The following is a 25140-nucleotide window of genomic DNA, read 5'->3' as shown; positions in this document are numbered from 1 at the left end:
GCGGACGCGTGCACATCATCCATTTCGCCTTCGAGTGCGGCGGGTTCGACAACCGCCTGATGCGCGGCGGGCTGTCGCCGCTGGTGTGGAACCTGTCGCGCGAGTACGCCGCGCGCGGTCACCGCGTCTCCGTGGTCACGCCCGCGCACGGACTGCTCGACAGCCTGCGGCGCGACCACCCGGTCGAGGAGCTGTCCTACCGCCACGAGCACCGCGTGCCGCTGGTGCCGGACCCCAAGGTGTGGCCGGACCACCCGGCCGAGATCACCCTGGAGCTGACCACCCGGGCGCACCGTCTGCGCAAGGACGGCGTGGACGTGTACTTCCTCTCCGACGCGTATCTGGACCGGCTCCCGGACCGGCTGTACCCGCCGCCGGGCATGGAGGGCAGGGACCTCGCGTACTTCAAGCCGCTGGTGTTCCAGGTCGCGGGAGCGCACTTCATCCAGCGGTGTCTGGCGGACGGGGAGGCGGTGGTGCACGGCTTCGAACCGTACTACCACTACCTGCTGCCGGCGCTGTTCGCCGGTGATCCGTCGCTGCGGACCGTGAGCACGGTCGCGGCCAACGCGCCCGTGACGCATGCGGTGTACCGCCCGCAGGTGGAGCGGCTGCTCGACCTGTTCGGCGTCCGGGCGGACCTGGACGCGCTCGACGATCCGCCGCCGGCCGAGGACAGCCCGCGGGCGACGATGGCCCGGGTCCTGGCGGGCACCCGGATGCACGCCGAGCACGGCCCGGACCACGTGCCCTTCCTGCCGCTGATCCTGGCCCACGCCGATCTGGTCGACTTCGTCTCGCCGGGCCAGCGGGACCACTACAGCACCTTCCGCGACACCCCGTTCCAGGACCTGTTCGACACGCTGCCGGTCTCCCGGATGCTGCGCGATCAGGCGCACAAGCTGCTCGTGGGCGGCTGCGGGATAGCCGACAGCTGGCTGGCGCGCGACCCGGCGGCCGTCGACCGGGAGGCGGTGCTCGGCGCCCTGGGCCTGGACCCGTCCCTGCCCGTCTTCTACCACGCCGCCCGCTACGCGGTGCACCACAAGGGGCAGGTGGAGCTGGTCCGGGCCGTCGAGGAGGTGCTGGCGGACGGTGTCCAGGCGTCCTTCGTGCTGCGCTTCGCCACCGGCGGGGGCGGCGGCCGGACGGCACCCGCCGCCAACGCCTATTTCCAGAGCGTGGCGGACCGCTATCCCGGCCGGGTCCACCTGGACTGGCGGCTGGCCGACGAGGACACCCTGTTCGAGCAGGCGGCCTGCGCCGACTTCTGTGTCTTCCCCTCGAAGTTCGAACTCGACGGGTTCCTCATCGCGCAGGCCGAGGCGATGGCGTGCGGGGCGGTGCCGATCGCGACCGCGCAGAGCGTCACCGCGCACTTCGGGCACGCCCTGCCCCCGGAGGATCCGCGGGCCACCGGGTTCTCGCTGCCCGGCTCGTTCCGGGACGACGACCCGGCCCTCGCCGAGGCGCTGGCCGAGCGCATACGCCAGGCCGTCGCGCTGCGGCGCACGGCCCCCGACGAGTACGCGCGGCTGTCGGCCAACTCCCGTGCCACGGCGCGGGCGTTCACCTGGGCGCGGAGCGCGGACCGGCGCCTTGCGGCCTTCGCGGACGTGCTGCGCGGCCGGCCCCGGACCTTCCCTGCCGAGGACGCGATCCGTTACGGCTGGTTCGACGTCCTGCCCGCCGCCGACCAGGTCCGGCACCGCGCGCTGCTGGCCCGGCACGCCGAGGCGCTGGGCGACACGGCGGCCTACGCGCGCTGCGCGCCGCTGGACGAGGAGGCGTACGAGCGCCTCTTCGAAGCGGCCTACGCGCGGGCCGACTTCGTCCGGTGCGCGCAGACGGCCCGGGCCGCCGGGCGGGCGGACTGGGCGGCGCGGGTGCGCGGGCGGTACCGGCTGCACCGGGACGCCGCGGGCCGCCGGCACCTGGAGTACCGGCACGCGCACGCCCGGCACGTGGAGGTGGCGGTGCCCGGTGCCGCGGCCGCCCGCCCGGGCCCGGAGTCACCCGCGGAGGCCGTCGCCTCCGACGAGGCGGTGCCCGCCGGCAGCGGTATGGTCCTGGCCCCCCTGGCACCGGCCGGCGAGGGCGTCTTCCGGACCGTCCTGGCCGGGCCGCCCGCCGGGGACCACCTGCTCGTCATGCTGACCCTGGCCTCCGGGCGCGTCACCTGGGACACGGTGCCGTGCGAGGACCTCACCGGCCCGCCGCCCTTCCGGCTCGTGGCGACCGACCTCGACGGCACCCTGCTGCGCAGCGACCAGAGCGTCTCCGACCGCACCCTGCGCGCCCTCGCCCGGGCGGCCGAGGCCGGGGCACACCATCTGGTGGTCACCGGAAGACCGGCCACGGCCTGCAAGCAGTACCTGGCCGCGCTCGGCTACCGCGGCCTCGCCGTGTGCGGGCAGGGCGCGCAGCTCTACGACGCGGGAGCCGACCGGCTGCTCAGCTCCGCCTCGCTCGACCTCGACCTCGCGCGTGAGGTGGTGGCGCGTGTCGAGGCGGTGCTGGGGCCCCTGGAGCTGGGTGTGGTGACGGCGCCGCCGGAAAGCCGCTTCAAGGTCACTCCCCGGTTCGGGGAACGGGTCCGGCACGGCTGGGACGTCACCACGGACCGCCGGCTGCTGTGGACGGACCCGATCGACAAGCTGGTCCTGCACCACCCGGGCCTGCCGGAGGAGGAAGTCGATGCCACGGCACGGTCCTTGTGCGGCGACTCGGTCACCGTGGTGCACTCGGTGCAGGGGATGGTGGAGGTGCTGCCGGCGGGCACCACCAAGGCGGCCGGGGTGGAGCGCGCGGCGCGGCTCCTCGGTTTCGACGCGGCCGAGACGATCGCGTTCGGCGACATGCCCAACGACATCCCGCTGCTGGCCTGGGCCGGGCACGGCGTGGCCGTGGGCAACGCCCATCCGGCGCTGCGGGCGATGGCCGACGAGATCGCCCCCGGCAACGACGAGGACGGTGTCGCCGCCGTCCTGGAACGCGTCTTCGGCCGGACGGAGCCGGTGTCGTGACCGAGGACCTGCGCGCGCTGGCGCGTGCCCACGGGATCGCCACCGCGTACACCACCGACCGGGGGCAGCGGCGGGAGGTGGCCCCGGACACCCTCGTGGCGGTGCTCGCCGCGTGCGGGGTGGACGCGGCCACCGACACGGCGGCCCGCGCCGCCCTGGCGGACCACCGCGCGCGGACGGCCGCCCGGCTGCTGCCCGAGTGCGTCGTCGTACGCGGAGGCGCCCTGCCCCCGCTGGACCTGCCCGGAGACTCCACGGCGGAGGTGGCCCTCGAAGGCGGAGGCACCGCCGCCCTGTCCGGCTCGCTGCCGGTGGGCCGGCACACCCTGCGCGTCGGCGCGGCGGGCCGTGACGCGTCCGCACCGCTGCTCGTGGTGCCCGGCCGGCTGCCCGTCCCGGCCGGGCGGCGCTGGGGGTTCCTGGTCCAGCTCTACTCGGTGCTGTCGCGGCGCTCCTGGGGCATGGGCGACCTCGGTGACCTGGCGGAGCTGGCGTCCTGGGCGGGACACGCGGCCGGGGCGGACTTCGTCCAGCTCGGCCCGCTGCACGCCGTGGAGCCCGGACCGCTGCCGGACCCGTCGCCGTACCGGCCCGCGTCGCGCCGTTACCCCGACCCGATGCACGTCCGGGTGGAGGCGGTACCGGAGTACGCCTACCTCACGGGGGAGGCACGGCGGACCGCCGACCGGTGCGCCGCCCGGGCCCGCGCCCTGAACGAGGGCGTGCTCCGCGGTGAGCTGCTCATCGACCGGGAGACGGTGCGCTCCCTCAAGCACGAGGCGCTGCGCGCGGTGCGCCAGGTTCCGCTCACGCCCGGGCGGGCCGCCGCGTTCGCGCGGTTCCTGGCGCGCGAGGGCGAGGACCTGACGGACTTCGCCACCTGGTGCGCGCTGGCCGGCGTGCACGGCGGGGCCTGGCGGTCCTGGCCGGCCGCCCTGCGCGATCCGCGCTCCCCGGCCGTGGCCCGGGCCCGCGAGGAACTGGCCGCCGAGGTGGACTTCCACCGCTGGCTCGCCTGGATCACCGACGAGCAACTGGCCGCCGCGCAGGCGGCGGCCACCGGCGCCGGCATGGGGCTGGGCCTGATCCACGACCTGGCGGTCGGGGTCGCCCCGGAGGGCGCGGACGCCTGGGCGTTGCAGGACTGCCTGGCCGCGGGCATGAGCGTCGGCGCGCCGCCGGACGACTTCAACCCCTACGGCCAGGACTGGGGGCAGCCGCCGTGGCGTCCCGACGGGCTCGCCGCGTCCGGCTACCGGCCGCTGGCCGGACTGCTGCGGGCCGGGCTGCGGCACTCGGGCGCCTTGCGCATCGACCATGTGATGGGCCTGTTCCGGCTGTGGTGGGTGCCCGAGGGACGGCCGCCGTCCGAAGGCACGTACGTCCGCTACGACGCCGAGGCGATGCTGGGCGTGCTGATGCTGGAGGCGCACCGCGCCGGGGCCGCCGTCATCGGCGAGGACCTGGGCACGGTCGAGGCCGGCGTCCGCGCGTCGCTCGACGAGCGCGGGATCCTCGGTACCTCCGTGCAGCGGTTCGAGTACCTCGGCGGGTCGGAGGGGCGGCACGGACCGCTGCCGCCCGAGCGGTGGCGGCGCGACTGCCTCGCCACGCTGACCACCCACGACCTGCCGACGACCGCCGCCTGGCTGAGCGGCGAGCACGTGGACCTGCGCGCCCGGCTGGACCTGCTCACCCGTCCGGAAGCGGAGGAGAAGGCCGAGGCCGCGGCCGAACGCGACGGCTGGCTGGCCGAGTTGCGGCGGCTCGGACTGCTGCCCGACCCGGACGGGGAGGTCGTCGCGCTGCACCGCTTCCTGTGCCGTACCCCGGCCCGGCTGCTCGGCGTCTGGCTGCCGGACGCGACCGGCGACCGCAGGCCCCAGAACATCCCCGGCACGTCCGCGGCGCACCCCAACTGGCGGCTGCCCGTGAGCGATGGCCAGGGCCGTCCCGTACCGCTGGAGGATCTGCCCGGCCGGCCCCTGGTGGCCGCTCTGTCCCGGGTGTTCGCGGACCTCCGCCGGCATCGTGAGAACACATGAGGAGAGAGATGTCAGGCCAGGTTCTTGACCGGGTGGACCAGCCGCCGACGGGGGTCGCCGAGGACCCCGGGGGCTTCGACCTGAGAGCGCCCGACGGCACCCGCTACCGGGTCGACCTCACGACCGGAGCGCTCGATCCGGCCAACCCGCTGCTCGCCGGCTATCTGGGCGCGCGCCGGGTGGTGGCCTTCGTCAGCGCGACCGTCGACCGGCTGTACGGCGACCGGCTGCGCGCCTATCTGGACGCGCACACCGGGCCGGGCCAGTGGACCCTGCACGTCATACCCACCGGTGAGCACCACAAGACGCTCGCCGCGGCGGAACACGTCTGCGCCCTCGCCAAGGCGGACGGGCTGGACCGGCACGGCGTGATGCTCGCGGTCGGCGGCGGCATCGTCGCCGACGTGGTGGGCTTCGCCGCGTCCATGTACGCCCGCGGTGTCCGCTACGTCAAGGTCAACACCACGCTCGTCGGCCAGGTCGACGTCGGTGTGGGCGTCAAGACCGGCGTCAACGCCCTGCGGACGAAGAACATGCTCGGCGCCTACCACCCGGCGCACGCCTCCCTGAACGACCCCGCCTTCCTCGGGTCGCTCCCGCACCGGGAGATCCGCTGCGGGCTCGCCGAGATCGTGAAGATGGCCGTGATCCTGGACGAGGACCTGTTCTCGACGCTGGAGCGGCACCCGGACGTGTTCCGGCGCCCCGGCGGCGACGGGCCGGCGGACCCCGCCCACGGGGAGCTGGAGACCTACGTCCTGCGCACCTCCATGCGCCTGATGATGGAGGAGCTCTGCCCCAATCTGCGCGAGCACGACCTGGCCCGGCTGGTCGACTTCGGGCACACCTTCAGCCCCGTCGTCGAGACGGCCGGCGGCCACCGCCTGGAGCACGGCGAGGCGGTCGCCGTCGACATGGCGCTCTCCGCCCACCTGGCCCGGCTGCTCGGCCTGGCGGACGACGAGACCTGCGCGCGCGTGGTGGGGCTGCTGCGGCGGATCGGACTGCCGGTGTTCGACCCGGACACCTGCACCGAGGACCTGATGGCGCAGGCCCTGCACGCCTCCTGGCAGCGCCGGGGCCGCAAGCTGCACCTCGTCGTGCCGACCGGCATCGGCAAGGCGGCCTTCGTGGAGGAGCTGGAGGACGTCCCCGAGGAGGTCCTGCGGGCCGCGCTGCGGGCGCTGGCGGCGGACGGGGAGCGCCACGATGGCTGAGCCCGTGGTCAATCTGCGGGACCTGCTGACCGGCAAGCAACGGGACCACGGCGGTGTGGGCACGATCCTCGCCCACCGCCTCTTCGCGGCCGGTAGCGGCTCCCGGGGCGCCCGCTTCATCGACCTGGCCGTGCTGCCGCCGGGCACCTCGATCGGCCGGCACCGGCACGGCGCCGACCGCGAGACCTATGTCGTGCTGGACGGCGGCGGCCTGATGTACCGGGACGGCGAGGAGTTCCCGGTCGGCCCCGGCGATGTCGTCGTCAACGCCCCGCACGGGGAGCACGGGCTGCGCAACGACGGGGAGCGGGACCTGCGGCTGCTCGTCTTCGAGGAGGAAACGGATGGACGGCGTCCCGTCGCCGGGAAAGGACCGGGTGGCCGGCGTGACGGCTGACGAGGTGTTCACCGTGCTCGACGTGGGCGGCACCACGCTGCGTATCGGCGCGTACGACCCGGGGACGGACGTCCTGTCCCGGGTGCGCAGGGTGCCGGTGGACGGCCTGCACCGCGACCCCGGCGCGCCCGTGCCGGTGCTCCAGCGGCGGGTGGTGGAGCAGATCGTGCGCGAGGTCGCCGCGTACACCGGCGGACGGCCGCCACGCGCGCTGGGCGTGGCCTTCGCCGGGCCGATCACGGCGGCCGGGCTGGTACGGGCCGCCCCCACCGTCTGGGGGCGGCGCGGCGACCCGCTGCCGCTCGGCGAACTGCTGACGGAACGGACCGGCGCACCGGCCGTCGTGGTGAACGACCTGACGGCGGCGGCCTGGCGGTACGCCGCCACCGAACCCGGCGACTTCTGCCTGCTCACCATCAGCTCCGGCATCGGCAACAAGGTGTTCCGCGGCGGCGAGGTCCTCGTCGACGCCGACGGTCACGGCGGCGAACTGGGGCACTGGGTCTGCGACCTGTCCGCCGACGCGCCGCTGTGCGACTGCGGGGGCCGCGGGCACCTCGGTGCCATCGCCTCCGGCCGGGGTGTGCTGGCCGCGGCCCGCCGGGCCGCGCACACCGCCCCGGCCGCCTTCCGCGGTTCACGGCTCGCCTCCTTGTGCGACAGCCGCGCGGACGGCATCGACAACCGGGCGGTCGCGGCGGCGGTCCGCGCGGGCGACCCGTTCGCCACGGAGGTGCTGCGCGGCACCCTCACCCCGCTCGCCCAGGCCATCACGAGCGTGTTCACGTCGGTCGGGGTGTGCCGTTACATCCTGATGGGCGGTTTCGCCCTGGCGGTCGGCGAGCCCTACCGGCGGCTGCTGGTGGCCGAGCTGGTGCGGCTGGGCTGCTTCGGCCTCGAACCGGAGCAGATCGACGCGCTGGTGTCGCTCGGGGTGGCCGACGACGACCACGGACTCATCGGGGTGGGCCGGCTGCTGGCGGCCCGGACGCCGCTGGCCTCCGCGCGGGGGGCGTCGTGACCGGCAACGGCACCCTGGTCGTGGGCAGCGGTCTGGTCGGTACCGGGATCGCCCGGCGACTGGCGTCGGCGGGACGGCCCGTGACCCTCGTCTCGCGCCGTCCGCCCCGCACGCCGGCCGGGGAGTTCGGAGCGCGCTGGGCGGCGCTGGACGCCACCGACGCCGGGGCCTGCCGGCGGCTGCTCGACGAGCTGCGGCCCGGACGCGTCGTCCTGGTGCACGGCCCCTCCGACGTCACCTGGTGCGAGGAGCACCCGCAGGAGACGCGGGATGCGCACGTCACCGTGGCGCGCACCTTCGCCGCCCTGGCACCGCGGGCGCGCACCGTCCTGATCTCCACCGACAACGTCTTCGCGGGCGACTTCCCCCGCAACGACGAGTACAGCCCGCTCTCGCCGGCGAACGCCTACGGCCGGGCCAAGCGGGCGGCCGAGGAGGCCCTGCTCGCCCTGTCGGAGCGGGCCGTCGCCCTGCGCGTCAGTCTCGTCTACGGCCACGAGCCGGCCGACGCGGGCAAGTGGCTGAACTTCTTCGCCGCCTGCGCGCACCGGCTGCGGCGCGGCGAGCCCGTCGAGGCGCCGGACGACCACTGGACGACACCGGTGCTCGTGGACGACGTGGCGGCGGTGACGGCGGCGCTCCTCGACGCCGAGCACCCGCTGCCCCCGGTGCTGCACCTGGGCGGGCCCGACCGTGTCACGCGCGCCGAGTGGGCCGCCGTCATCGCCCGGACGCTGGGCGCGCCCACGGAGCTGGTGGTGCCGGTGCCGCGCGCCCGCACCCGCTACGCGTCCCGTCCGGTGAACGCCTGCCTCGGCAGCGCGCTGCTGGGGAATCTGCCCGCCACCGAGCGGATCGCCGTCCGGGGCGTGCACGCGGGAGCGGAGCTGCTGGCCCCCGCGTTCAGCGGGTCCCCGGCCGTATGAGCACGTGCCCGCGGGGAGCCCCGTGACCACGGCACCGACACGTTCCCGGCCCGCCCGCGCCCTGGGCACGGCGTGGCACCGGGCACCGAAGTACGTCCCGTTCGCCCCGCGGGAGGCCCCGCTCGCACCGCTCGCCGACGGACCGGCGGCGCGCCCGGCGCCCTGCCCCGCCCCGGCGACGACCCAGCAACGGAGTGATCATGACATATGCGTCCCTGCCGACCGGCTACGACGTCGTCGTCCTCGGCGGCGGCGTGGCCGGCTGCGTCCTGGCCGCGCGCCTCAGCGAGGACCCCGGCCGGTCGGTGTGCCTGGTGGAGGCCGGCCCCGACTACGGACCGCGGCCCGCGGACTGGCCGGAGAAGGTGCGCAACTCCCGCGCCCTGCCCCGGGACGACGTGTGGGAACGGCACACCGCCTTCTACCGCATCCGCGCCCGTGTCCTGGGCGGCTCCTCGTGCATCAACGGCGCCTGGAACACCTGGGGTTCGCACGCCGACCACGCCGAGTGGACGGAGGCGGGCGGCGAGCGCTGGTCGGCCGCCGCGCTGGAGCCGTACCGGTCGCGGGCCGTCGAGCGGATGGGGCTGCGCACCGTACCGGACCACGAACTCTCGCCCTGGGCCTCGGCCGCGCTGGCGGCGGCGCGCGAACTCGGCTACGGCGAGGTGGACATGGGGCGTCCCGGCGGTCCCGGCTACGGCCGGCCGCTGATCAACTCGGTCGACGGCCTGCGCTGGAACGCCGCGTTCGCCTATCTGGACCCGGCGACCCGGTCGCGGCCCAATCTGACGGTCCTCGACGGTGCCCTGGTGGACCGGCTGTCCGTGCGCGGCGGCCGGGTGCTCGGCGCGCACATCGTGCGCGAGGGCCGGCCGGTCACGCTGACGGCGGACACCTACGTACTGGCCTCGGGCACCTTCGGCTCCCCCGGCGTGCTGCTGCGCAGCGGCATCGGTCCGGCCGCGCACCTGCGGGACATCGGCGTCCGGTGCGAGCTGGACCTCCCGGGCGTCGGCGCCAACCTGTCCGACCAGCCTGGTGTGTTCGTGCCCCTGGCGCCCACGGACGACCTGAACAAGGCGCTGGCGGCCAAGGAGGCGGCCGGCGAGCTGTACGTCAGCCGCATGCTGGTCCGGGCCGCCGGCCCGTCCTGCCCGGACGGGGCGTGGGACCTGCATCTGCTGCCCACCGCCGGTCCCCCGCTGTTCGGCGGGCTGCCGCCCGGACAGTACGAGGCCGGTATCTCCGCGTTCCTGATGAAGCCGGCCTCGCGCGGGCACGTCAGGCTCCGCTCGGCCGATCCGCTGGAGCCGCCCGAGATCGATCCCGCGTTCCTCACCGACCCGGCCGGCCGTGACCTGGCCACCCTCCGGGCCGGACTGGAGAAGGTGGACCAACTTGCCCAAGCGCTGCGGACGTTGGCTAGTCCCTCGGACGGCGCACCGGTGCGCGGGCTGTCCGACGCCGGCCTCCGGGAGCGGGTGGGCACCTACTGGCACCCGGTGGGCACCTGTGCCATGGGCCCCGGGGAGGACCCGCGGGCCGTGGTCGACGGGCAGGGCTCCGTCCACGGGGTGCGGGGGCTGCGGGTGGTCGACGCCTCGATCCTGCCGACCGTGCCCGCCGCCAACACCCAGTTGCCCGTCCTCGCCGTCGCCGAGATGCTCGCCGACACCCTCCGGCACTGACCATCCGTCCACCACCCGCACACACCACGGAGTCCGCCATGGCGGCACAGACCGACATCCGCACGCACCGGCTGGTTCTCGGCTGCATGGGCCTGGGCGGCGACTGGGACACCCGGCCTTACACGTCCGAGGACGTCGACCGCGCCGGGACCGTCGTCGAGGCGGCCCTCGCCGCCGGCATCACGGCCTTCGACCACGCGGACATCTACCGCTACGGCAAGGCCGAGGCCGTCTTCGGGGAGGTGCTCGCCCGCAGCCCCGGGCTGCGCGAGCGCATCGTCCTGCAGAGCAAATGCGGCATCCGGCTGCCCGACGGCGACCGGCCCGGGCTGTACGACCTGAGGGGTGCGAGCATCCTGCGCAGGGTGGAGGAGAGCCTCGGCCGCCTGCGCACCGACACCCTGGACGTGCTGCTCCTGCACCGGCCGGACCCGCTGGCCGACCCGGCGCAGATCGGCGAGGCGCTGGCCTCCCTGCACGCCCAGGGACTGGTCCGGCAGTTCGGCGTGTCCAACATGAGCGGCCCGCAGATCGCCTCCCTCCAGGCCCACACGGACGTCCCGCTGGTGGTCGACCAACTGGAGATGAGCCTGGCCCGGCGGGACTGGGTGGAGGCGGGCGTCCTGTTCAACACCCCGGCCGCCGCCGGGAACGGCTTCGCGCCCGGCACGCTGGAATGGTGCGCGGCGGGCGGCATCGGGCTCCAGGCGTGGGGCCCGCTCGCCCGCGGCCGGTTCACCGCCACCACCGACGCGCCGGTGAACCGGCTCGTCGCGGACCTCGCCCGGCGCAAGGACACCACACCGGAGACCATCCTCCTGTGGTGGCTCCAGCGCCATCCGGCGGGCATCGCCCCCGTCGTGGGCACCACCCGCCCCGAGCGCATCGCCGCCTGCGCGGACGCGGTACGGCGCGAACCGGACCTCACGCACGAGGAGTGGTACGAGTTGTGGGTCACCGCCCGCGGCACCGCTCTGCCGTAGGGCCGGGCGTCCCGGGGTCAGTAGCGTTGCGCCTTGGCGAGCACGGGTGTCAGTCTCGGCTCGGGCGGCTGGTGGCTGAAGGCGATCGGCTGTTGCCTCTTGCCCGGCCGAAGGTGTTCGGCGCCGACGTATCTGGTCTCGACGACCTTGCCCTCGGCGTTCTTGAAGTCGACCTGGACGGCGTACGACGCTTCGCTGTCCGTCTTGTTGGTGATGGTGATCTGGACGGCGAGGATTCCCCCGGTCTCCGCCCGGGGGATGCCCGTCATGCCCACCTCGGCCAGGGCGTTGCCGCGGCCGTCGACCTTCTTCAGCTCCTTCTGTGCCGCCGCGCTCCTGCGCTGGGTGTCGGCCTCCACCGACGCCTCGAACTCCCAGGCCCGCGCCGAGGCCGAGGAGGCCGCCGCGGACGCCGACGCGTGGGCCGAGCTGCTGGCCGCGGAAGCGGACGACGCCAGAGCCGACGGCGGCCGGCCGCTGAAGGACGAGGCGTTCGGTGAGCCGGAGGCGCGGGGCGAGGAACCGGTGTCCGTACCGCCTCCGCCGCCGCAGCCGGCGAGCACACCGGCGAGGAGGGCGCTCGCTACGGCGGTCCGGCGCGCGGTCCCGGCGGGGCCGGTGAGTCGTCTCGTGGGCATGGTGCCGTCCATGGGGTCGGGGACTCCTGCCTCCATAGTCGGGGGCGGATGTGCCGCGTGCGACTCGGACGCGGCCGGGCGGACCGGGCGCCGACACCGGAGTCCCGGCCCGGGGTCCTCTCGGACGGCATCGGGCGGCGCGCTCCCGTTCGCCGCGCCGGCCGGTCTCACCGTCGGCCGGCGGCGGGCCGCCGCCGTGCCCCGGCCGCCGGCCGGGCCGGGTGGCCTCAGGTGCCGGCGTGGGCCTGGCCGAGCGCGGTGAGCGCGGCGTCGGCCTCGGCCTGCCGCGGGCTGCGCAGCACCGCCAGGGCGTCACGGGCGGCGCGGAGCGTCTCCCGGGCCTCGGGGTGTCCGATGGCGCTCAGCGCCTGGCCGAGGTCGAGCCGCGCGTGTTCGGCCCAGGCCGGCATCTGGGCGGCCTCGAACGCGGCGAGGGCCTGCCGGAGCGGCGCCTCGGCCTCCTCCCAGCGCTCCAGGGCCGCCAGGTCGTTGCCGATCTGCTGCCGGGCGACCGCGTGGTACAGCCCGATCACCTCCCGGGTCCGGCCCGGGACCCCCGCGTGGCAGATCCGCTCGCTGCGCCGGTGGATGTCCAGGGCCTCGGCTGCCCGGCCGGTCTGGCGCAGCAGGGTGCCGAGGCTGTTGAGCATCGTCAGCTCGGCCAGCCGGGCCTGCGGTGACGGCTGCGAGGCGAGGCAGCGGGCCCCCTCGCGCAGACGCTCCTGGGCCTCGTCCGCGCGGCCCAGCCGGTTGAGCGCGCCCGCGCCGTAGCCGAGTGCCCAGCCCTCTTGCAGCCCGTCCCCGCAGTCGCGGGCCGCCGTCAGCGCCGCGTCCGCGCTCCGCAGGGCGGCGTGGGGGTCGTGGACGCAGAGGTTGTAGGCCCAGGCGAGGTAGTTGAGGTGGACGGCCTCCTCCCGTCTGCTGCCCAGGGAGCGGGCGGAGTCGGCGGAGCGCCGGAACACGTCCACCCACTGCTCCCAGTGCTGGTTGAGATCGGAGAACCAGTGCATGGCCTCCGCCGTGTCCAGGACCTCCCGGTGCCGGCCGGTCTCGTGGGCCCGGCGCAGCGCGGCGAGCCACTGGGACCGCTCGGCCTCCAGCCAGGCCCGTGCCTCGTCCCGGCCGGTGGGCGCCGTGTCCGGGTCCGGGTCGCCCGGCCACGTGGTCCGTTCGTGGCCGACGTCGAAGTGCAGCGCGGCGGCGGTGGCCCGGCGCAGCATCCAGTGCGCGGTCCGGTCGAGGGCGGCGTCACGGGCCTCGGGGCCGTCCTCGGCCTCGGTCTGTTCGGCCGCGTAGAGCCGGAGCAGGTCGTGGAAGCGGTACCGCTCGGCCCCGGCGTCGCTCTGCAGCAGGCCGGCGTCGGTCAGTTCCTCGGCGCGGGCGACCGCCTCGTCCAAGGAGAGGCCGGCCAGCAGCGCGCCGGTCTCCGGGCTGAAGTCCGGGCCGGCGGCCAGCGCGGCGCGGCGCAGCAACGTCCGCGCGTTTTCCGGGAGTTGCCGGTAGGAGAGCGCGAAGGCGGCGCGCACCCGCAGGTTTCCGGCCTGGAGGCCGTCCAGCCGCCGGCCCTCGGCGGCGAGCCGGGCGACCAGCTTGCCGAGGCTTTCGTGCGGACGGCTCAGGAGCCGTTGGCCGGCGATCCGGACGGCCAGCGGGAGGTGTCCGCACAGGTCGGCGAGGTCGCGCGCGGCCTGTGCCTCCGCCCGCACCCGGTCCGGGCCGATGATGCGGGTCAGCAGTTCCACCGCCTCCTCGCGCCGCAGCAGGGCCAGATCGGTGCGGTGGACGGACTCCAGGCCCGCCAGGACGTGACGGCTGGTGACGAGGGTCAGTGACGGACCGGTGCCGGGCAGCAGCGGGGCGACCTGGGACTCGTGGGCGGCGTTGTCCAGCAGCAGGAGCATGCGCCGCTCACCGGCCAGGGAGCGCCACAGGCCGGCGCGGTCGTCGGTGCCGGCCGGCAGCGCGGCGTCGGCGACGCCCAGCGCGCCCAGCAGGCGGGCCAGCGCGTCCCGGGGGGTGGCCGGCTCGGGATCCATGCCGTGCAGGTCCAGGGCGAACTGCCCGTCGGGGAAGTGCGGGGCGAGGCGGTGCGCGGCGTGCACCGCGAACGCGGTCTTGCCCAGACCGGGCTGTCCGGCGACCACGCTGACCACCGGCCGGTCCGTAGCGGCCTCCCGCGCCAGCTCCAGCAGCCGGGCGAGGGCCGGCCCGCGCGCGGTGAAGTCCTGGATGTCGCGCGGCAGGGCCAGGGTGCCGGGGCCGGCCGGGCCGGTGGCCGGCCGGGGGCGCGGACGGCCCAGGGCGGCGGAACTGTCCAGGTCCGCCGCCTCGTCGTCGTCCAGTCCCAGCGCCTCGGCCAGCGCCCGCACCGTACGGCGCTGCGGCCCCCGGGTGCGCCCGCGTTCCATGTCCGCCAGCGCCCTGACACTCACCTGGGCGTCGTGCGCGAGTGCTTCCTGGCTCAGCCCGGCACGGGTCCGCAGCCGGCGCAGCCGCTGCCCGAAGTCCTCCGTGGATGGCGTGCCGTCGCGCACCGTCGATGTCCCCGATCGTCCGGCCCGTCCGGATGAGAGCCCCGGCAGAAGTATGGCCGACGGTACTTCTGCCGGGAGAACCGCCTGGGTTGTGGAGACCGGAAGTGGTCGACTGAAGACCGACGCGGAACGGTCGGCCCGCACGAACGCGGTCCCGGCAACGCGTCCCCGGCGGACGCATCCGCCGGGGACCGGAACCCGTGCGGGCCAGGAAGCGGCCCAGACCACCCTCCGTCGGCTGAAAACCGCGCACCACCAGCAGGACGACCTCGGCCGGCGGCACCACGCCGCGGCCCCGCACCACTCCAGGGGGAACTCTCCATGAACATCTCGCGTCACCGCACCGCACTGCTCGCCGTCGCGGCCACGGCTCTCACCCTGTCCCTCACCGCCTGCCAGAGCGACGGGGACACCACGTCGAAGTCCTCGGCGGCCCCCGCGGCCACCGTGGCGTCGGCCACGTCGGCCGCCCGGGCGGCCGGCGGCGAGGCCACCAGCGCGTCCGAGGCGACCGGGTCGGCCGCCTCGGCGCACGCGACCGGATCGAAGGACTCCGCGAACTCCACCGGTGCCACGGGCTCCACCGCTGCCACGGGCCGGCAGGCCTCCGCCTCCGCCCCGCTGTGCACCGCGCGGGACGTCGCCGTCACCGCCGCCACGCAGGACGGCCCGCCCTACACCCACATCGTCCTCACGGCGAAGAACACCTCCTCCCACCCCTGCCGGCTGACGGGCTTCCCGCACATCCAGTTGCTGGAGAGCCACAAGCAGGACGTCCCGGCCGTCGCCAAGAGCAAGCCCGCCACCCCGGTCGTCCTCACCGCGGGAGCCCCGGCCTACGCCCTGGTGAAGGTGTCGGACGGCGGAGTCGACGAGGACAACGAGCCCGTATCGGCGTTCTCCGTCACGCTGGAGAACGACTCCACGGTCATCACCGTCACCGCGCCCGGCAGCGGCGGCATCGCCGCCGACCCGGCCAAGGCCCTCACCGGCTACTGGACCCCCGAACTGCGCAACGGCGCGGACGACTTCTGATCCCCGCAGCCGCCGCGGGGCCCTGCGGCCCCGCGGCGGTCCGGCAGCGGTCCCCGGACTCCCCGCCCGCACACCCCGGGCACCCGGCTCCCGCCTCGCCCCCGGTCGCGACGAGCCGCCTACTGCGCGGCGCAGGCGGCCCCCTCCGTGCGGCTGGTCCTGCCCTGCCGGTACGCCCCGCACGCCAGGGCGACCCGCGGGCCCTGCTCCGACTGGCGCAGCAGGACCAGGGTCTTGTCCCGCGGCGGCATGTTGCTGCCCTGGCCGTAGGAGATGTAGCCGGTCGTGCCGTCGAAGGTGATCCCGCTCCGCAGCGCCGTCAGCATGGCGTTGGGGTCCACGCCGCCCTGGCCGGAGAGGGCCATGTCGGCCGCCCGGGACAGGACGTGGAAGGCGTCGTAGGACACCGCGGAGTGGCCGTCGTCGCGCCAGGGGTCGTCCTTGGCGGGTCCGCTCACGAAGGCGTCGTACCTGCTGACGAACTGCTTCGTCCGCTCGTCGGCGGCGCCGGCGTCGGCCGGCAGCCGGTGCGCCGAGTAGTACAGCCGCAGCCAGTCCTTGTCGGTGAACTCGCCCGTGAGCACCACGTTCGTCAGTTCGTTGCCGCCCAGCATGGTGATGTCCCGATGGATGCACGTGCCTTGCGTGTCCAGGGCGTTGACGAAGGCGACGAAGTCGCGGGCGCGCGCGGACCAGTAGACGACCGTGGGCTCCGCGCCGCGCAACGCGTCGCACACCGTCTCCGCCAGGTCGTGGGCGCTCCTGACCTTCGGCGTGCCCGCGGGCGCGCCGGTGAAGTCGCCCTCCTGGGAGAAGTTGACCAACTGCGTGCTGCCGTGGAAGTCCCCGCGGAACTTGTCGGCGAGGCTCTTGCTGTACAGATCCGCCGAACTCTGGATCACGACCGCCTTCCTGGCCGGTTCGCAGCCGCCGGAGGCGCGCGCGACGATGGGGAAGCCGGTGGCGAAGTCCGCCTCGATCCGCGCTTCGGTGCTGTTGAGCGGCGTGAGGGGCCAGTAGTTGGCGCTGACGAGCATCTCGTCCGCGGTGGCGGTGGTGCCGATCACGGGGAGTTCGGCCTGCTCCAGGATCTTCAGGGCCCGGCGCGTCGTCTCCTTGCTCTGCGCGAAGCCGAGAACGCCGACCACCTGCTCGTAATCCTTGGCGCCTCCCTTTCCTCCCTTTCCTCCCTTACCTCCCTTGTCTCCCCCGCCGTCCTCACCCGCCTGGCCGTGCTCGACCTGGTCGACGAGTTCCCGTGCCTTCTGCTCGGCGTGGGCGAATCCCTTGCCGGTGGTGAGCACCTCGACCCGCAGCGGCACCCGCGAATCGTCCGAGATCGCGTCCTTGTTCAGTTTCAGCTGCCACATGGCGATGCCGCGCAGCTCCGGGATCGTGCCGTCGAACAGGGTGTCCGTCTCCGAGGTGGGGCCGTTGGACGTGAACGCGACGACCGTGCGCACGGTCTTGCCCTGCTCCGCGAACCGCTCGGCCTGCCGGTTCTGGGCCCGGATCTCCGCGAGCGTCTCGTCGTACCACTGCTTCGGATGCAGCGGGACGGGCACGGTGTACCTGCTGCCGGCGACCGGCATGTCACCGGCGACGCAGCTGCTCGACTCCCGTTTCACCGGCGTGAGCAGTGCCGTCCCGCCGACCCCCGCGAGCCCCAGCGCCAACGCGGTGCCCCCGGCGACCCCCGCGGTCACCGTGCGCCCGCCGACGCGGTACGACGTGGGAGACGTGGGACGGATGATCAGCCCCTCCCTGGTGAAGGGTTCCTCCCGCAGCCGTACCAGGATCACGTCCGAGCCGGACTGGTGCAGCATCCGGCCCGCCGAGGTGAGGCTCGACACCGCCGGGCTGCCGAGGTTCGCCAGCAGCGTGCGGGAGGGCACGCCGACCGCGATGACCAGGGGACCCGCCGCCTGTGCGGTGTTCCTCCGCTCCTGGTGGAAGGAGCACAGGAAACGCTCCACCGCCTCGGCGCCCGGCCTGCCCTCCTTCGGCAGCGGAAGCAGGAGTACGGGGCGTGCGGTGCGACGGCGTTGCAGGGGCCGCACCCTGCCGACCGCGGGCGACTTCAGGTCCTCCAGCAGCGCCCGGGTCAGCAGCGCTTCGAGGGCGGCGAGCGACTCCTGGTGCCGGGCGTGGTCGGGCGGCAGCACGAGCCGCGCCATCTGGCGGTCGGCCACCTCGTCCATCACCGCGAACAGGGTCTCGGCGTCGCCGGACATGCCCAGCATGCCGCCGAGCCAGCGTTGGCGGGCCGGACGGAACAACCGAGGGGCCCGCACCAGCTTGCGGGTCTTGCGCCGTTCCCAGCACCAGCGGGGGAAGGTCCGGGTGATGCCCTGCCACAGCGAGCCGAGCAGCCAGCCGCGGATGCCGCCGACCGGGGGCGACTCGCTGCCGCCGAGTGCCCACAGGAACACCTGGAGGCGTCCCTCGCGCCGCTGTGTGCGGTGGGCCCGCAGCTGGGCGTGCGCGTGGTCGCGCAGCACGTCCGCGCCCGGGGCCCGCCGCTCGTCCGCGTGTTCCCTGATGTAGCCGACCGAGTCCCACAGCGGCCAGAAACCGGGCAGCCGGTCCGGCGTCATGTGCTTGGGCATGCCGAGGGCCAGTCCGCGGGCCGCGGCGCCGGACAGCAGTTCGGAACCGTCGTCGGCCGTGGGGATCGCGTACGGGACCAGTTTCGCGTCCTGCCGGCCGCGCAGTGCCTGCTCCAGCGCCCCTACCAGGCGCCGGACGCGGCTGTCGTACTCGGCGTCACCTCCCGCCACCTCCAGGATGACCAGCGGTGGGGTGTGCGCCAGCAGCTCCCGGTCGGCGGGCGACACCGCCTGACGGAACTCCCGGACGAAGTCGTCCGCACCCTCGTCGTCCGGGAAGCCGCTCGGTAAACGGTCAGGTCCGGTCATGGAAGATCCCCCTCAGATCACCTCGGCAGGTCACGTCCTTCGACCCGCCCTCTCCCTGCAGTGGAGGGGAGAGTACTGGCAACGCCGCCTCTCCCACGCCCGTTCACGAGAAGCGCTTTCCCTCCCCCGCCCGCACGGTCCGCCCCGGCCGGAGTGCACCTCCTCCACCACGGTGGCCGCGACTGGGTGATGCCCGGTACGACGGCCGCCGACGCCTCGGAACGCTCCCGTTCCGGGTACGCGCGGACGCGGCCGGACCGGGTGCGTTCTCTCCTCCGGAGAACGGCTGACGGACAGTCGCGCGGGGCCGGCAGGACTGCCCCGGTGCCGCGCGTCGTCACGACGACCGGCCGCCGCAGGGGTAGTCCGGCGTGTCCCGGGTACGCGGGTCCGGGCGCCTTCGGTAACGGAAGGCCCCTACGCGGCACCCGTTGAAGCTGGGAGACGACATGACGTTCCGCCGGCCGACCGGGGCACTGGCCAGGTGCTCCGCTGAAGTGCTGGCCGGGCGGTATCGCCTGGACGCGGTCATCGGATCGGGCGGCGCCGGCGTCGTCCACCGCGGCTTCGACCTGCGTCTGCGACGGCCCGTGGCAGTCAAGATGTTCCGCGCCGACGCCGACACCGGCTTGGAGGAGAGCTTCCACAACGAGGCGGTGATCCTCGCCCGTCTGCACCACCCCGGTCTGGTCACCGTCTACGACGCCGGACGGCACAACGGCCGCGCCTACCAGGTGATGGAGCTGATCGAAGGCCCCACGCTGAAGCACCGCATCGCCGCGGGACCCCTCACCCCCGGCGAAACCGCCGCCCTCGGTGCCGGCCTGGCCCGGGCTCTGGCCCACGCGCACGAGGCGGGCATCGTCCACCGGGACGTCAAACCCTCGAACATCATCCTGGACGCGGCCGGCCGCCCCCATCTGACCGACTTCGGCATCTCGCGGCTGCTCGACGCCACCACCCGCACCGCCACCGGCACCCTGGTCGGCACGGCCGCCTATCTGTCGCCCGAGCAGGTGCTCGGGCAGCCCGTCGGCCCGCCCGCCGATGTCTACGCCCTCGGCCTGGTGCTCCTCGAATGCGTCACGAGCAGGGTCGAGTACGACGGTGGTCCCCTGGAGTCCGCGATCGCACGCCTCCACCGCCGACCCGAGCTGCCCGGCTCCCTGCCGGGTCAACTCGCGGAGCTGCTGCGGGACATGACAGCGCTGGAGGTACCGGCCCGCCCCTCGGCGGACGACTGCGCCCGGACCCTGGACGCCCTGGCCGGCACGGCCGAGGCCGCTCCCGCACCGGCCCGGGTCACGAGCCCGGTCCCCCGGGAGACACCGGTGCGGGCCGACGTCACCCACCGGCGCCCGTCCTGGACCACCGACACGGCGCCGCCGAAGACCGCGCCGGCCCGCGGACGCCGTCTGGTCGCCGGCGGAGCCGTCGCGCTGGCCGCCGTCATGGCCACCACGATCGCCGCGTCCGACGGCACCCGGCACCAGGGAGGCGGCGGCGAAACGACACGGGCCGCCGGGAGCCCGTCGGCGACGGACCGGCTTCCGGGCACGGCCGGTACCGGCGGCGCAGGATCCGCGGCACCGACGCCCTCCGCCCGCGACGCTTCCGGCCGGCAGTCCCATGAGCCCACCCGCGAGCGGAGCGCCGGCCCGGCCGCCACCACCCGCGAGCAGAGCGCCGGCCCGGCCGCCACCACCCTCGCGGAGGTACCGGCCGCCGACACCGGCACGCCCGCACCCGCAAGCCCGCTGTCCCACCGCACCGGGGAGTCCGCACCGGATCCCAGGAACATGGACCCGACGGGCCCTCGCACCTCCGCCACCATCCCTACGGCACCGACCTCCGGGAAAGAACCCGCAGAGGACACCGAGTCCGGGAAGAACGGGAAGCCCGGGAAAGCCGGAAAGCACAGGAAGCAGGGGAAGCCCGAGAAGGCCGACAAAGCCGGGAAGGCCACGGACAAGCCCGACAAGGGCAACGAACGGTAACCGGCGTCACGCCCGAGGCAGCCCTGCTCCGGGGTGACCCGGCTCCGGGACGGCCTCCGCAGAGTTCCACCGCGTCGATGAAGACCGGGTAGGGCAACGGCGACGGAGCGGGCACGGCCGTAGTCACCGCGGCGTCATGGCGAATCGGTGCCGAGTACGCCACCCGGCTGGTGCCCCGTATACCAGCCCCGTCGCCCCGGCTGCGTGGCAGATCGACCGTACGGTGGAGTTCCCCTACCTGGTCACCGCCTGCCACTCCTTGGTGGCCGCCGCCGGCCGGCGGGATCGCCCCCTGGGCAACGACGCCTCCGGCGTCGTGGCGCTACACCGCCGCTGGGTCGCTGAACGGTCGCTCGCGTGGATCACGCACGCCCGCCGGTATGCACGCGAACGGCTCGTCCAGCACTCCGAAACCCTGATCACGTGGGCCGCGATCACGCTTCTGACCAGGCGGCTCACCCGCGAGTCGCTGGGCCGCCTTCCACCACGCGGCCCAAGCCTGGATCGACGACCCCGCACAGAGCCTGGACGCCCACCTCCTCCAGGCCTTCGACGACCTGCGCACACTCTCCGCGCCCGTCTCCCCGGCACCGGCACAGCTCGAAACCTGATACACCCCCGGGCGGCGCGTCCCTCAAACGACGGCAGCCTGCTACGAGCGTCCGGCGAGTCAGGCCGAGGGACTCTTGATCAGGCGCTCGCTCAGTTCCCACAGGCGTCGGGCGGACCGGGGGTCGATGGAGTGGGGTACGACGTCGACCGGGACCTCGGTGTCGGGATCGGTGAGGTCGACGGGCCTCGGGTCCTCGTCCAGCGGTGAGATGTCGCTGTTGTTGAGGTAGACGCCGCCGATGTCGGCGAGCAGGGGGCTGGTGGCCGCGAACACGATGGTCGCGGCGCCCTGCTCCGGCGTCTTCTTCCCCCGGTCCGGGTCGATGACCGGCTCACCGGATGCGTCGATGAGGCCCATGGCCCGCTGTGCCTCCTCGCCCACCGACCTGTTGAAGGCCGTGGCGGGCACGATGCCCGGGTGCGGGGCGTAGGCACGGATCCCGTCGGCGGCCCAGCGACGGTCCAGCTCGACCGTGAACAGCACATTGGCGGTCTTGGACTGGGGATAGGCGAGGCCGGGGTCGTACCGGCCGGTGGTGAAATGCGGGTCGTCCCACAGGATGTCGGACACGCGCTGGGCGCCCGACGTGGTGGTGACGACCCGGGCGCCGCCGGCTGCGCGCAGTGCGGGGTACAGGCCCAGCGTCAGCTGGAAGTGGCCGAGGTGGTTGGCCGCGAACTGCGCCTCGTAGCCGCGCGCGTCGCGCACGATTCCGCCCAGGCCCGGGAAGCCCGCGTTGTTGATCAGGATGTGGAGCGGCCGGCCGGAGTCGAGGTAGCGGGCGACGAAGGCGTCGATCGAATCGGGCTGGAGCAGGTCCAGTTGACGGACCTCGACGTCCCCGATTCCGGAGACCGCCTGCTCGGCGCGGTCGGTGTCGCGGGAGCCGATGGTGACCCGTGCGCCGGCCTTGGCCAGCGCGCGGGTGGCCACCAGTCCGAGCCCGGAGTGCCCGCCGGTGATGATCACGTTCTTGCCGGTGAGGTCGATGCCCTCCAGGACGTCGTCGACCGTCGACGCGGGAGTGAAGCCGGAACCGACGGGGTGCTGAGCATGCGTGGTGCTTGGTGTCATGCCTCCAGCCTGGGCCGCGGTGCGCGGATTCCGAATGCTTGTCGATCCGCGTTTCTTTCGCGACAGTACGGAGGTGGACAGAGATCAGCTCTCCGAGGTGTTCGACCTCATCGAGGTCCGCGGTGTGCTCTCCGGCGGGTTCGCGGCACACGGCCGGTGGGTCTCGCGCGGGACGCTCGGGACCCCGTTGAAGTTCTTCGCCGTGGTGCGTGGTGGTGCGCGGCTGACCACGGACGGCATCGACGCGCCGGTCGAACTCGGGCCGGGGGACGTCGCCGTGCTGAACAACCGGACGTGGCTGGAGCTCGAAGGCGGCACCGGCGACGCGCCGCCCCGCGAGATCCTGCCCGAGGAGAACGACCCCTCGGCCGATCTCCTCGGGACCGGCTTCGGCACCGCCGACGTCCTGGTCGGTGGCCGGGTCGAGCTCAACCCGACCGGTCAGGCACTGCTGCGACAGGCGCTCCCACCGGTCGGACACGTCCGGGGATCGGCCGCCACCGCGCAGCACCTGCGCGGCACCGTCCACCGGCTGTTCGACGAGGTGAGCACACGCCGGATCGGCGCGGAGTTCGCGATCCGCCAGCACGTGCAGCTCCTCGTGCTGGAGATGGTCCGCGCCTACGCCCGCCAGACGGAACTTCCCCCGGGCTGGCTGCGGGTGCTGACCGACGAGCGGTTGCGCCCGGCGCTGGCGCTCATGCACGCCGACCCCGGGAAGCCGTGGGGCCTGGAGGAGCTGGCCCGCGCCGCGGCGATGTCACGCACCTCGTTCGCCGAACGCTTCCGGACCGTGGCGGGCGTCCCGCCCTTGGCCTACCTCGGCCGCTGGCGGATGCTGCTCGCGCAACAGGCACTGCGCGACGGCGACGTCCGGGTCGGCGCCCTCGCCTCGGAGCTGGGATACACCTCCGAGAGCGCGTTCAGCACCGCGTTCAAACGCCAGGTCGGACTGTCGCCCCTGCGCTATCGGCAGCGCCTACGCACGCAAGAACCCGGAGGTCAGCGACGTATCGGAGCGTAGAAGCACCTCGGACGCCCACTCGGACCGTGAAATCTCCGCGTTGGACGAGGTCGCTCTCGCATACCCGTGCGCGGCTCGCCTGACGCGTGCCTGCGCATGACGGGACCCGGTGTCGTCCAGTCCCGTGTCAGGCCGATCCGAGACGGCGGTTCACCGAGGCGGTGAGGCGTGCGCGCCATGACGAGGTGTCTGCGGCGTGCCGGAGCCGGGGTCCCTGGTCACCGTGGGCCCGGTCGTCCGGATCGGCCCAGTCCGGCGGCATGTCCCCGTCCACCAGGAACTCCAGCACCACCGGGCCCCTGGCCGCCAGTGCCTCCTCCCAGGCGAGCGCCACGTCCGCCGGGCGGACACAGCGGACGGCGGGGAGGCCCAGCAGTTCGGTGTAGCCCGCGTAGGACACCGCGGGCACCTCGCCGGTGGCCGGGATGCGGGGGTCTCCCGCGTCCCGCCGCCGCTGCCAGGTGAGCCGGCTGAGGTCCTCGTTGTTCAGGACGCAGAAGATCACCGGGGACAGGCCGGCGAGGCGTTCGATGTGCCGTCGCACGGTGATCAGCTCGTTCATGCCGCCCGCTTGCAGGGCCCCGTCACCGACCAGGGCGATCACCGGGCGGTCGGGGCAGGCCAGCCGGGCGGCGACCGCGTAGGGGACGGCCGCTCCGGGCAGGGCGAGGCGTCTGGAGAGGAGGGCGCGCATTCCGGCGCGCAGCCGCAGGTGCCGGGTCCACCAGTCCAGGGCCGAGCCCGTGTCGGTGACGACGATCGCGTGGTCCGGCAGCCGCGCGGACAGTTCGGCGACCACGGATCGAGGGCTGACTGCCATACCGAAGAAGCGTCGCGCCTTCGCCTGTCCCTCGGCGCGCCACTGCGCCACCGCGTCCTCGACCGCGTCCCGCCACCGGCGGTCGGACCGGCGGCGCAGCAGGGGCAGGAGCGTCTCCAACGCCAGGGCGACATCGCCCGTCACCTGAACGGCGGAAAGCGCGTCCGCGTCGACGGGACAGGCACCCGAGTCCACGTCGAGGGTGACGACGCGGCGCTGCGGGCCGGGGCCGGGCAGCAGACCGGTGTCGAAGTCGTGCGCCCCGACGAGGAGCAGGGTGTCGCAGTCGCGGACCAGGGAGGCCGCGGGCGCGCTGCCGAACGAGGCGGCCACGCCCGCCACGTACGGCAGGTCGTCCGGAAGGACGTCGCGGCCCGAGGGCGTCTTGGCGACACCCGCGCCGAGCCGTTCGGCCACTTCGGTGATGCGGCCGGCGGCTCCGGCCGCGTCCGGCCCGACGACCACGGCGGCTCTGCGGCCGGCGTTCAGGACGCCGGCCGCGCGCCGCACCTGTTCGTCCGGCGGCCGCACCGGTGGGCGCACCGGGAGAGGTGACGAGGTGGCCTCCGCACCGCGTGGCTCCGACGGCGCCTCGGCCTCCAAGACGGGACGGGAGACGATCAGGGTGGCCACTCCCCGGCCGCCGAGCGCGGCGTGCAGCGCACGGTCCAGGGCGTCACCGATCAGGGCCGGATCGGTCACCCGCTCGGAGTACTCCGACACCTGGGCGAAGAGGTGGGCAGCCGAAACGGTGCGTCGCTGACGGCCGGCGCCGGGAGGTACCGGTTCCTCGCCGACCAGCGCCACCACGGGCTGACGGTCGAGTGCCGCGTCGTACAGACCGCTGAGCAGGCGCAGCGCGCCGGGTCCGGGCGGGGCGAGGCAGCAGCCCGCGCGTCCGGTGAGTTTGGCGTGCGCGCATGCCATGAGAGCGGCCGATTCCTCGTGCCGTACCTGGATGAACTCGGGGGCCGGCCGCCCGCCGCGCAGTACGGCGACCAGGGGGTCCACGTCCGGTCCTGGCGTACCGAACACCCGGTCCACGCCCCAGGCCCGCAGCCGCGCCGCGACGTATGCGGAGACGCTGGTCACGCGCACCTCCAGCTCTCGGGGGCCGTCGACGCCGCTCCGGGTAGCCAGGGGGCCGCCCCGGCAAACGGGCGGGCGCTCCCCGAGCACTC

The 25140-nt window shown here is 74.5% G+C and carries 16 protein-coding genes; 11 read left to right on the top strand and 5 right to left on the bottom strand.

All coding sequences use genetic code 11. The features are described 5' to 3' along the window. Positions 1-8: 8 nt before the first annotated feature. From ACH4OA_RS23700 to ACH4OA_RS23665, 8 genes are all read left to right on the top strand, one after another. Complete coding sequence (locus ACH4OA_RS23700) at positions 9-3026, top strand: HAD hydrolase family protein (RefSeq protein WP_397970657.1); 3018 nt, start codon at positions 9-11, stop codon at positions 3024-3026. Beyond that, positions 3023-5071, top strand: coding sequence for a 4-alpha-glucanotransferase (malQ, locus tag ACH4OA_RS23695; RefSeq protein ID WP_397970654.1), 2049 nt, complete (start codon positions 3023-3025; stop codon positions 5069-5071). The genes ACH4OA_RS23700 and malQ overlap by 4 nt, the downstream gene beginning before the upstream one ends. An 8-nt stretch (positions 5072-5079) precedes the next feature. Continuing rightward, the gene (locus ACH4OA_RS23690) at positions 5080-6288 is read left to right on the top strand and encodes a sedoheptulose 7-phosphate cyclase (protein WP_397970652.1); all 1209 of its coding nucleotides are present in this window, start codon (positions 5080-5082) and stop codon (positions 6286-6288) included. After that, positions 6281-6685, top strand: coding sequence for a cupin domain-containing protein (locus ACH4OA_RS23685; protein WP_397947582.1), 405 nt, complete (start codon positions 6281-6283; stop codon positions 6683-6685). Before ACH4OA_RS23690 ends, ACH4OA_RS23685 begins: the two co-directional genes overlap by 8 nt. Next, on the top strand, positions 6675-7706 hold the full coding sequence (locus ACH4OA_RS23680) for an ROK family protein (protein ID WP_397970649.1): 1032 nt from the start codon (positions 6675-6677) through the stop codon (positions 7704-7706). The genes ACH4OA_RS23685 and ACH4OA_RS23680 overlap by 11 nt, the downstream gene beginning before the upstream one ends. Continuing rightward, a complete protein-coding gene (locus ACH4OA_RS23675; RefSeq protein ID WP_397947585.1) occupies positions 7703-8632 on the top strand; it encodes an SDR family oxidoreductase in 930 nt (309 codons plus the stop codon). The genes ACH4OA_RS23680 and ACH4OA_RS23675 overlap by 4 nt, the downstream gene beginning before the upstream one ends. 200 nt (positions 8633-8832) lie before the next feature. Then, positions 8833-10323: a GMC family oxidoreductase gene (locus tag ACH4OA_RS23670; RefSeq protein ID WP_397970646.1), complete on the top strand. Its 1491-nt coding sequence runs from the start codon at positions 8833-8835 to the stop codon at positions 10321-10323. Positions 10324-10361: 38 nt separating this feature from the next. Continuing rightward, on the top strand, positions 10362-11306 hold the full coding sequence (locus ACH4OA_RS23665; RefSeq protein WP_397970642.1) for an aldo/keto reductase family oxidoreductase: 945 nt from the start codon (positions 10362-10364) through the stop codon (positions 11304-11306). Between the two features lie 17 nt (positions 11307-11323). Here the strand turns inward: ACH4OA_RS23665 and ACH4OA_RS23660 are convergent, their stop codons facing one another. After that, positions 11324-11944: a hypothetical protein gene (locus tag ACH4OA_RS23660; protein ID WP_397970640.1), complete on the bottom strand. Its 621-nt coding sequence runs from the start codon at positions 11942-11944 to the stop codon at positions 11324-11326. 227 nt (positions 11945-12171) lie between these two features. Next, positions 12172-14478 (bottom strand): ATP-binding protein, encoded by a 2307-nt coding sequence (locus ACH4OA_RS23655; protein WP_397970637.1) that lies wholly within the window; start codon positions 14476-14478, stop codon positions 12172-12174. A gap of 321 nt (positions 14479-14799) precedes the next feature. Between ACH4OA_RS23655 and ACH4OA_RS23650 the strand changes: the two genes are divergently transcribed. Beyond that, positions 14800-15513: a DUF4232 domain-containing protein gene (locus ACH4OA_RS23650; RefSeq protein ID WP_397947590.1), complete on the top strand. Its 714-nt coding sequence runs from the start codon at positions 14800-14802 to the stop codon at positions 15511-15513. Between the two features lie 119 nt (positions 15514-15632). Here the strand turns inward: ACH4OA_RS23650 and ACH4OA_RS23645 are convergent, their stop codons facing one another. Further along, the gene (locus tag ACH4OA_RS23645; protein ID WP_397970634.1) at positions 15633-18431 is read right to left on the bottom strand and encodes an ABC transporter substrate-binding protein; all 2799 of its coding nucleotides are present in this window, start codon (positions 18429-18431) and stop codon (positions 15633-15635) included. 449 nt (positions 18432-18880) lie between these two features. Here ACH4OA_RS23645 and ACH4OA_RS23640 point away from each other — a divergent pair, with 449 nt between their 5' ends. Next, positions 18881-20428, top strand: coding sequence for a protein kinase (locus ACH4OA_RS23640; protein ID WP_397970630.1), 1548 nt, complete (start codon positions 18881-18883; stop codon positions 20426-20428). 670 nt (positions 20429-21098) lie between these two features. On the opposite strand, the gene ACH4OA_RS23635 is transcribed toward ACH4OA_RS23640, so the two are convergent. Then, positions 21099-22115 carry an SDR family NAD(P)-dependent oxidoreductase gene (locus tag ACH4OA_RS23635; RefSeq protein WP_397970627.1) on the bottom strand — a complete coding sequence of 339 codons (1017 nt, stop codon included), beginning with the start codon at positions 22113-22115 and terminating at the stop codon, positions 21099-21101. Positions 22116-22188: 73 nt separating this feature from the next. On the opposite strand from ACH4OA_RS23635, the gene ACH4OA_RS23630 reads away from it, so the two are divergent. Next, complete coding sequence (locus tag ACH4OA_RS23630) at positions 22189-23139, top strand: cupin domain-containing protein (protein ID WP_397970624.1); 951 nt, start codon at positions 22189-22191, stop codon at positions 23137-23139. 127 nt (positions 23140-23266) lie between these two features. Here the strand turns inward: ACH4OA_RS23630 and ACH4OA_RS23625 are convergent, their stop codons facing one another. Continuing rightward, entirely contained in the window at positions 23267-25051 is a 1785-nt protein-coding gene (locus ACH4OA_RS23625; protein ID WP_397970621.1) for a thiamine pyrophosphate-binding protein, read from the bottom strand. Positions 25052-25140: the final 89 nt, after the last annotated feature.

Source organism: Streptomyces sp. NPDC017095 (genome assembly GCF_044332325.1).
Classification (GTDB): Bacteria; Actinomycetota; Actinomycetes; order Streptomycetales; family Streptomycetaceae; genus Streptomyces.
The sequence above is the reverse complement of the archived record's forward strand: the minus strand, read 5'-3'. Positions and strand labels throughout refer to the sequence as shown.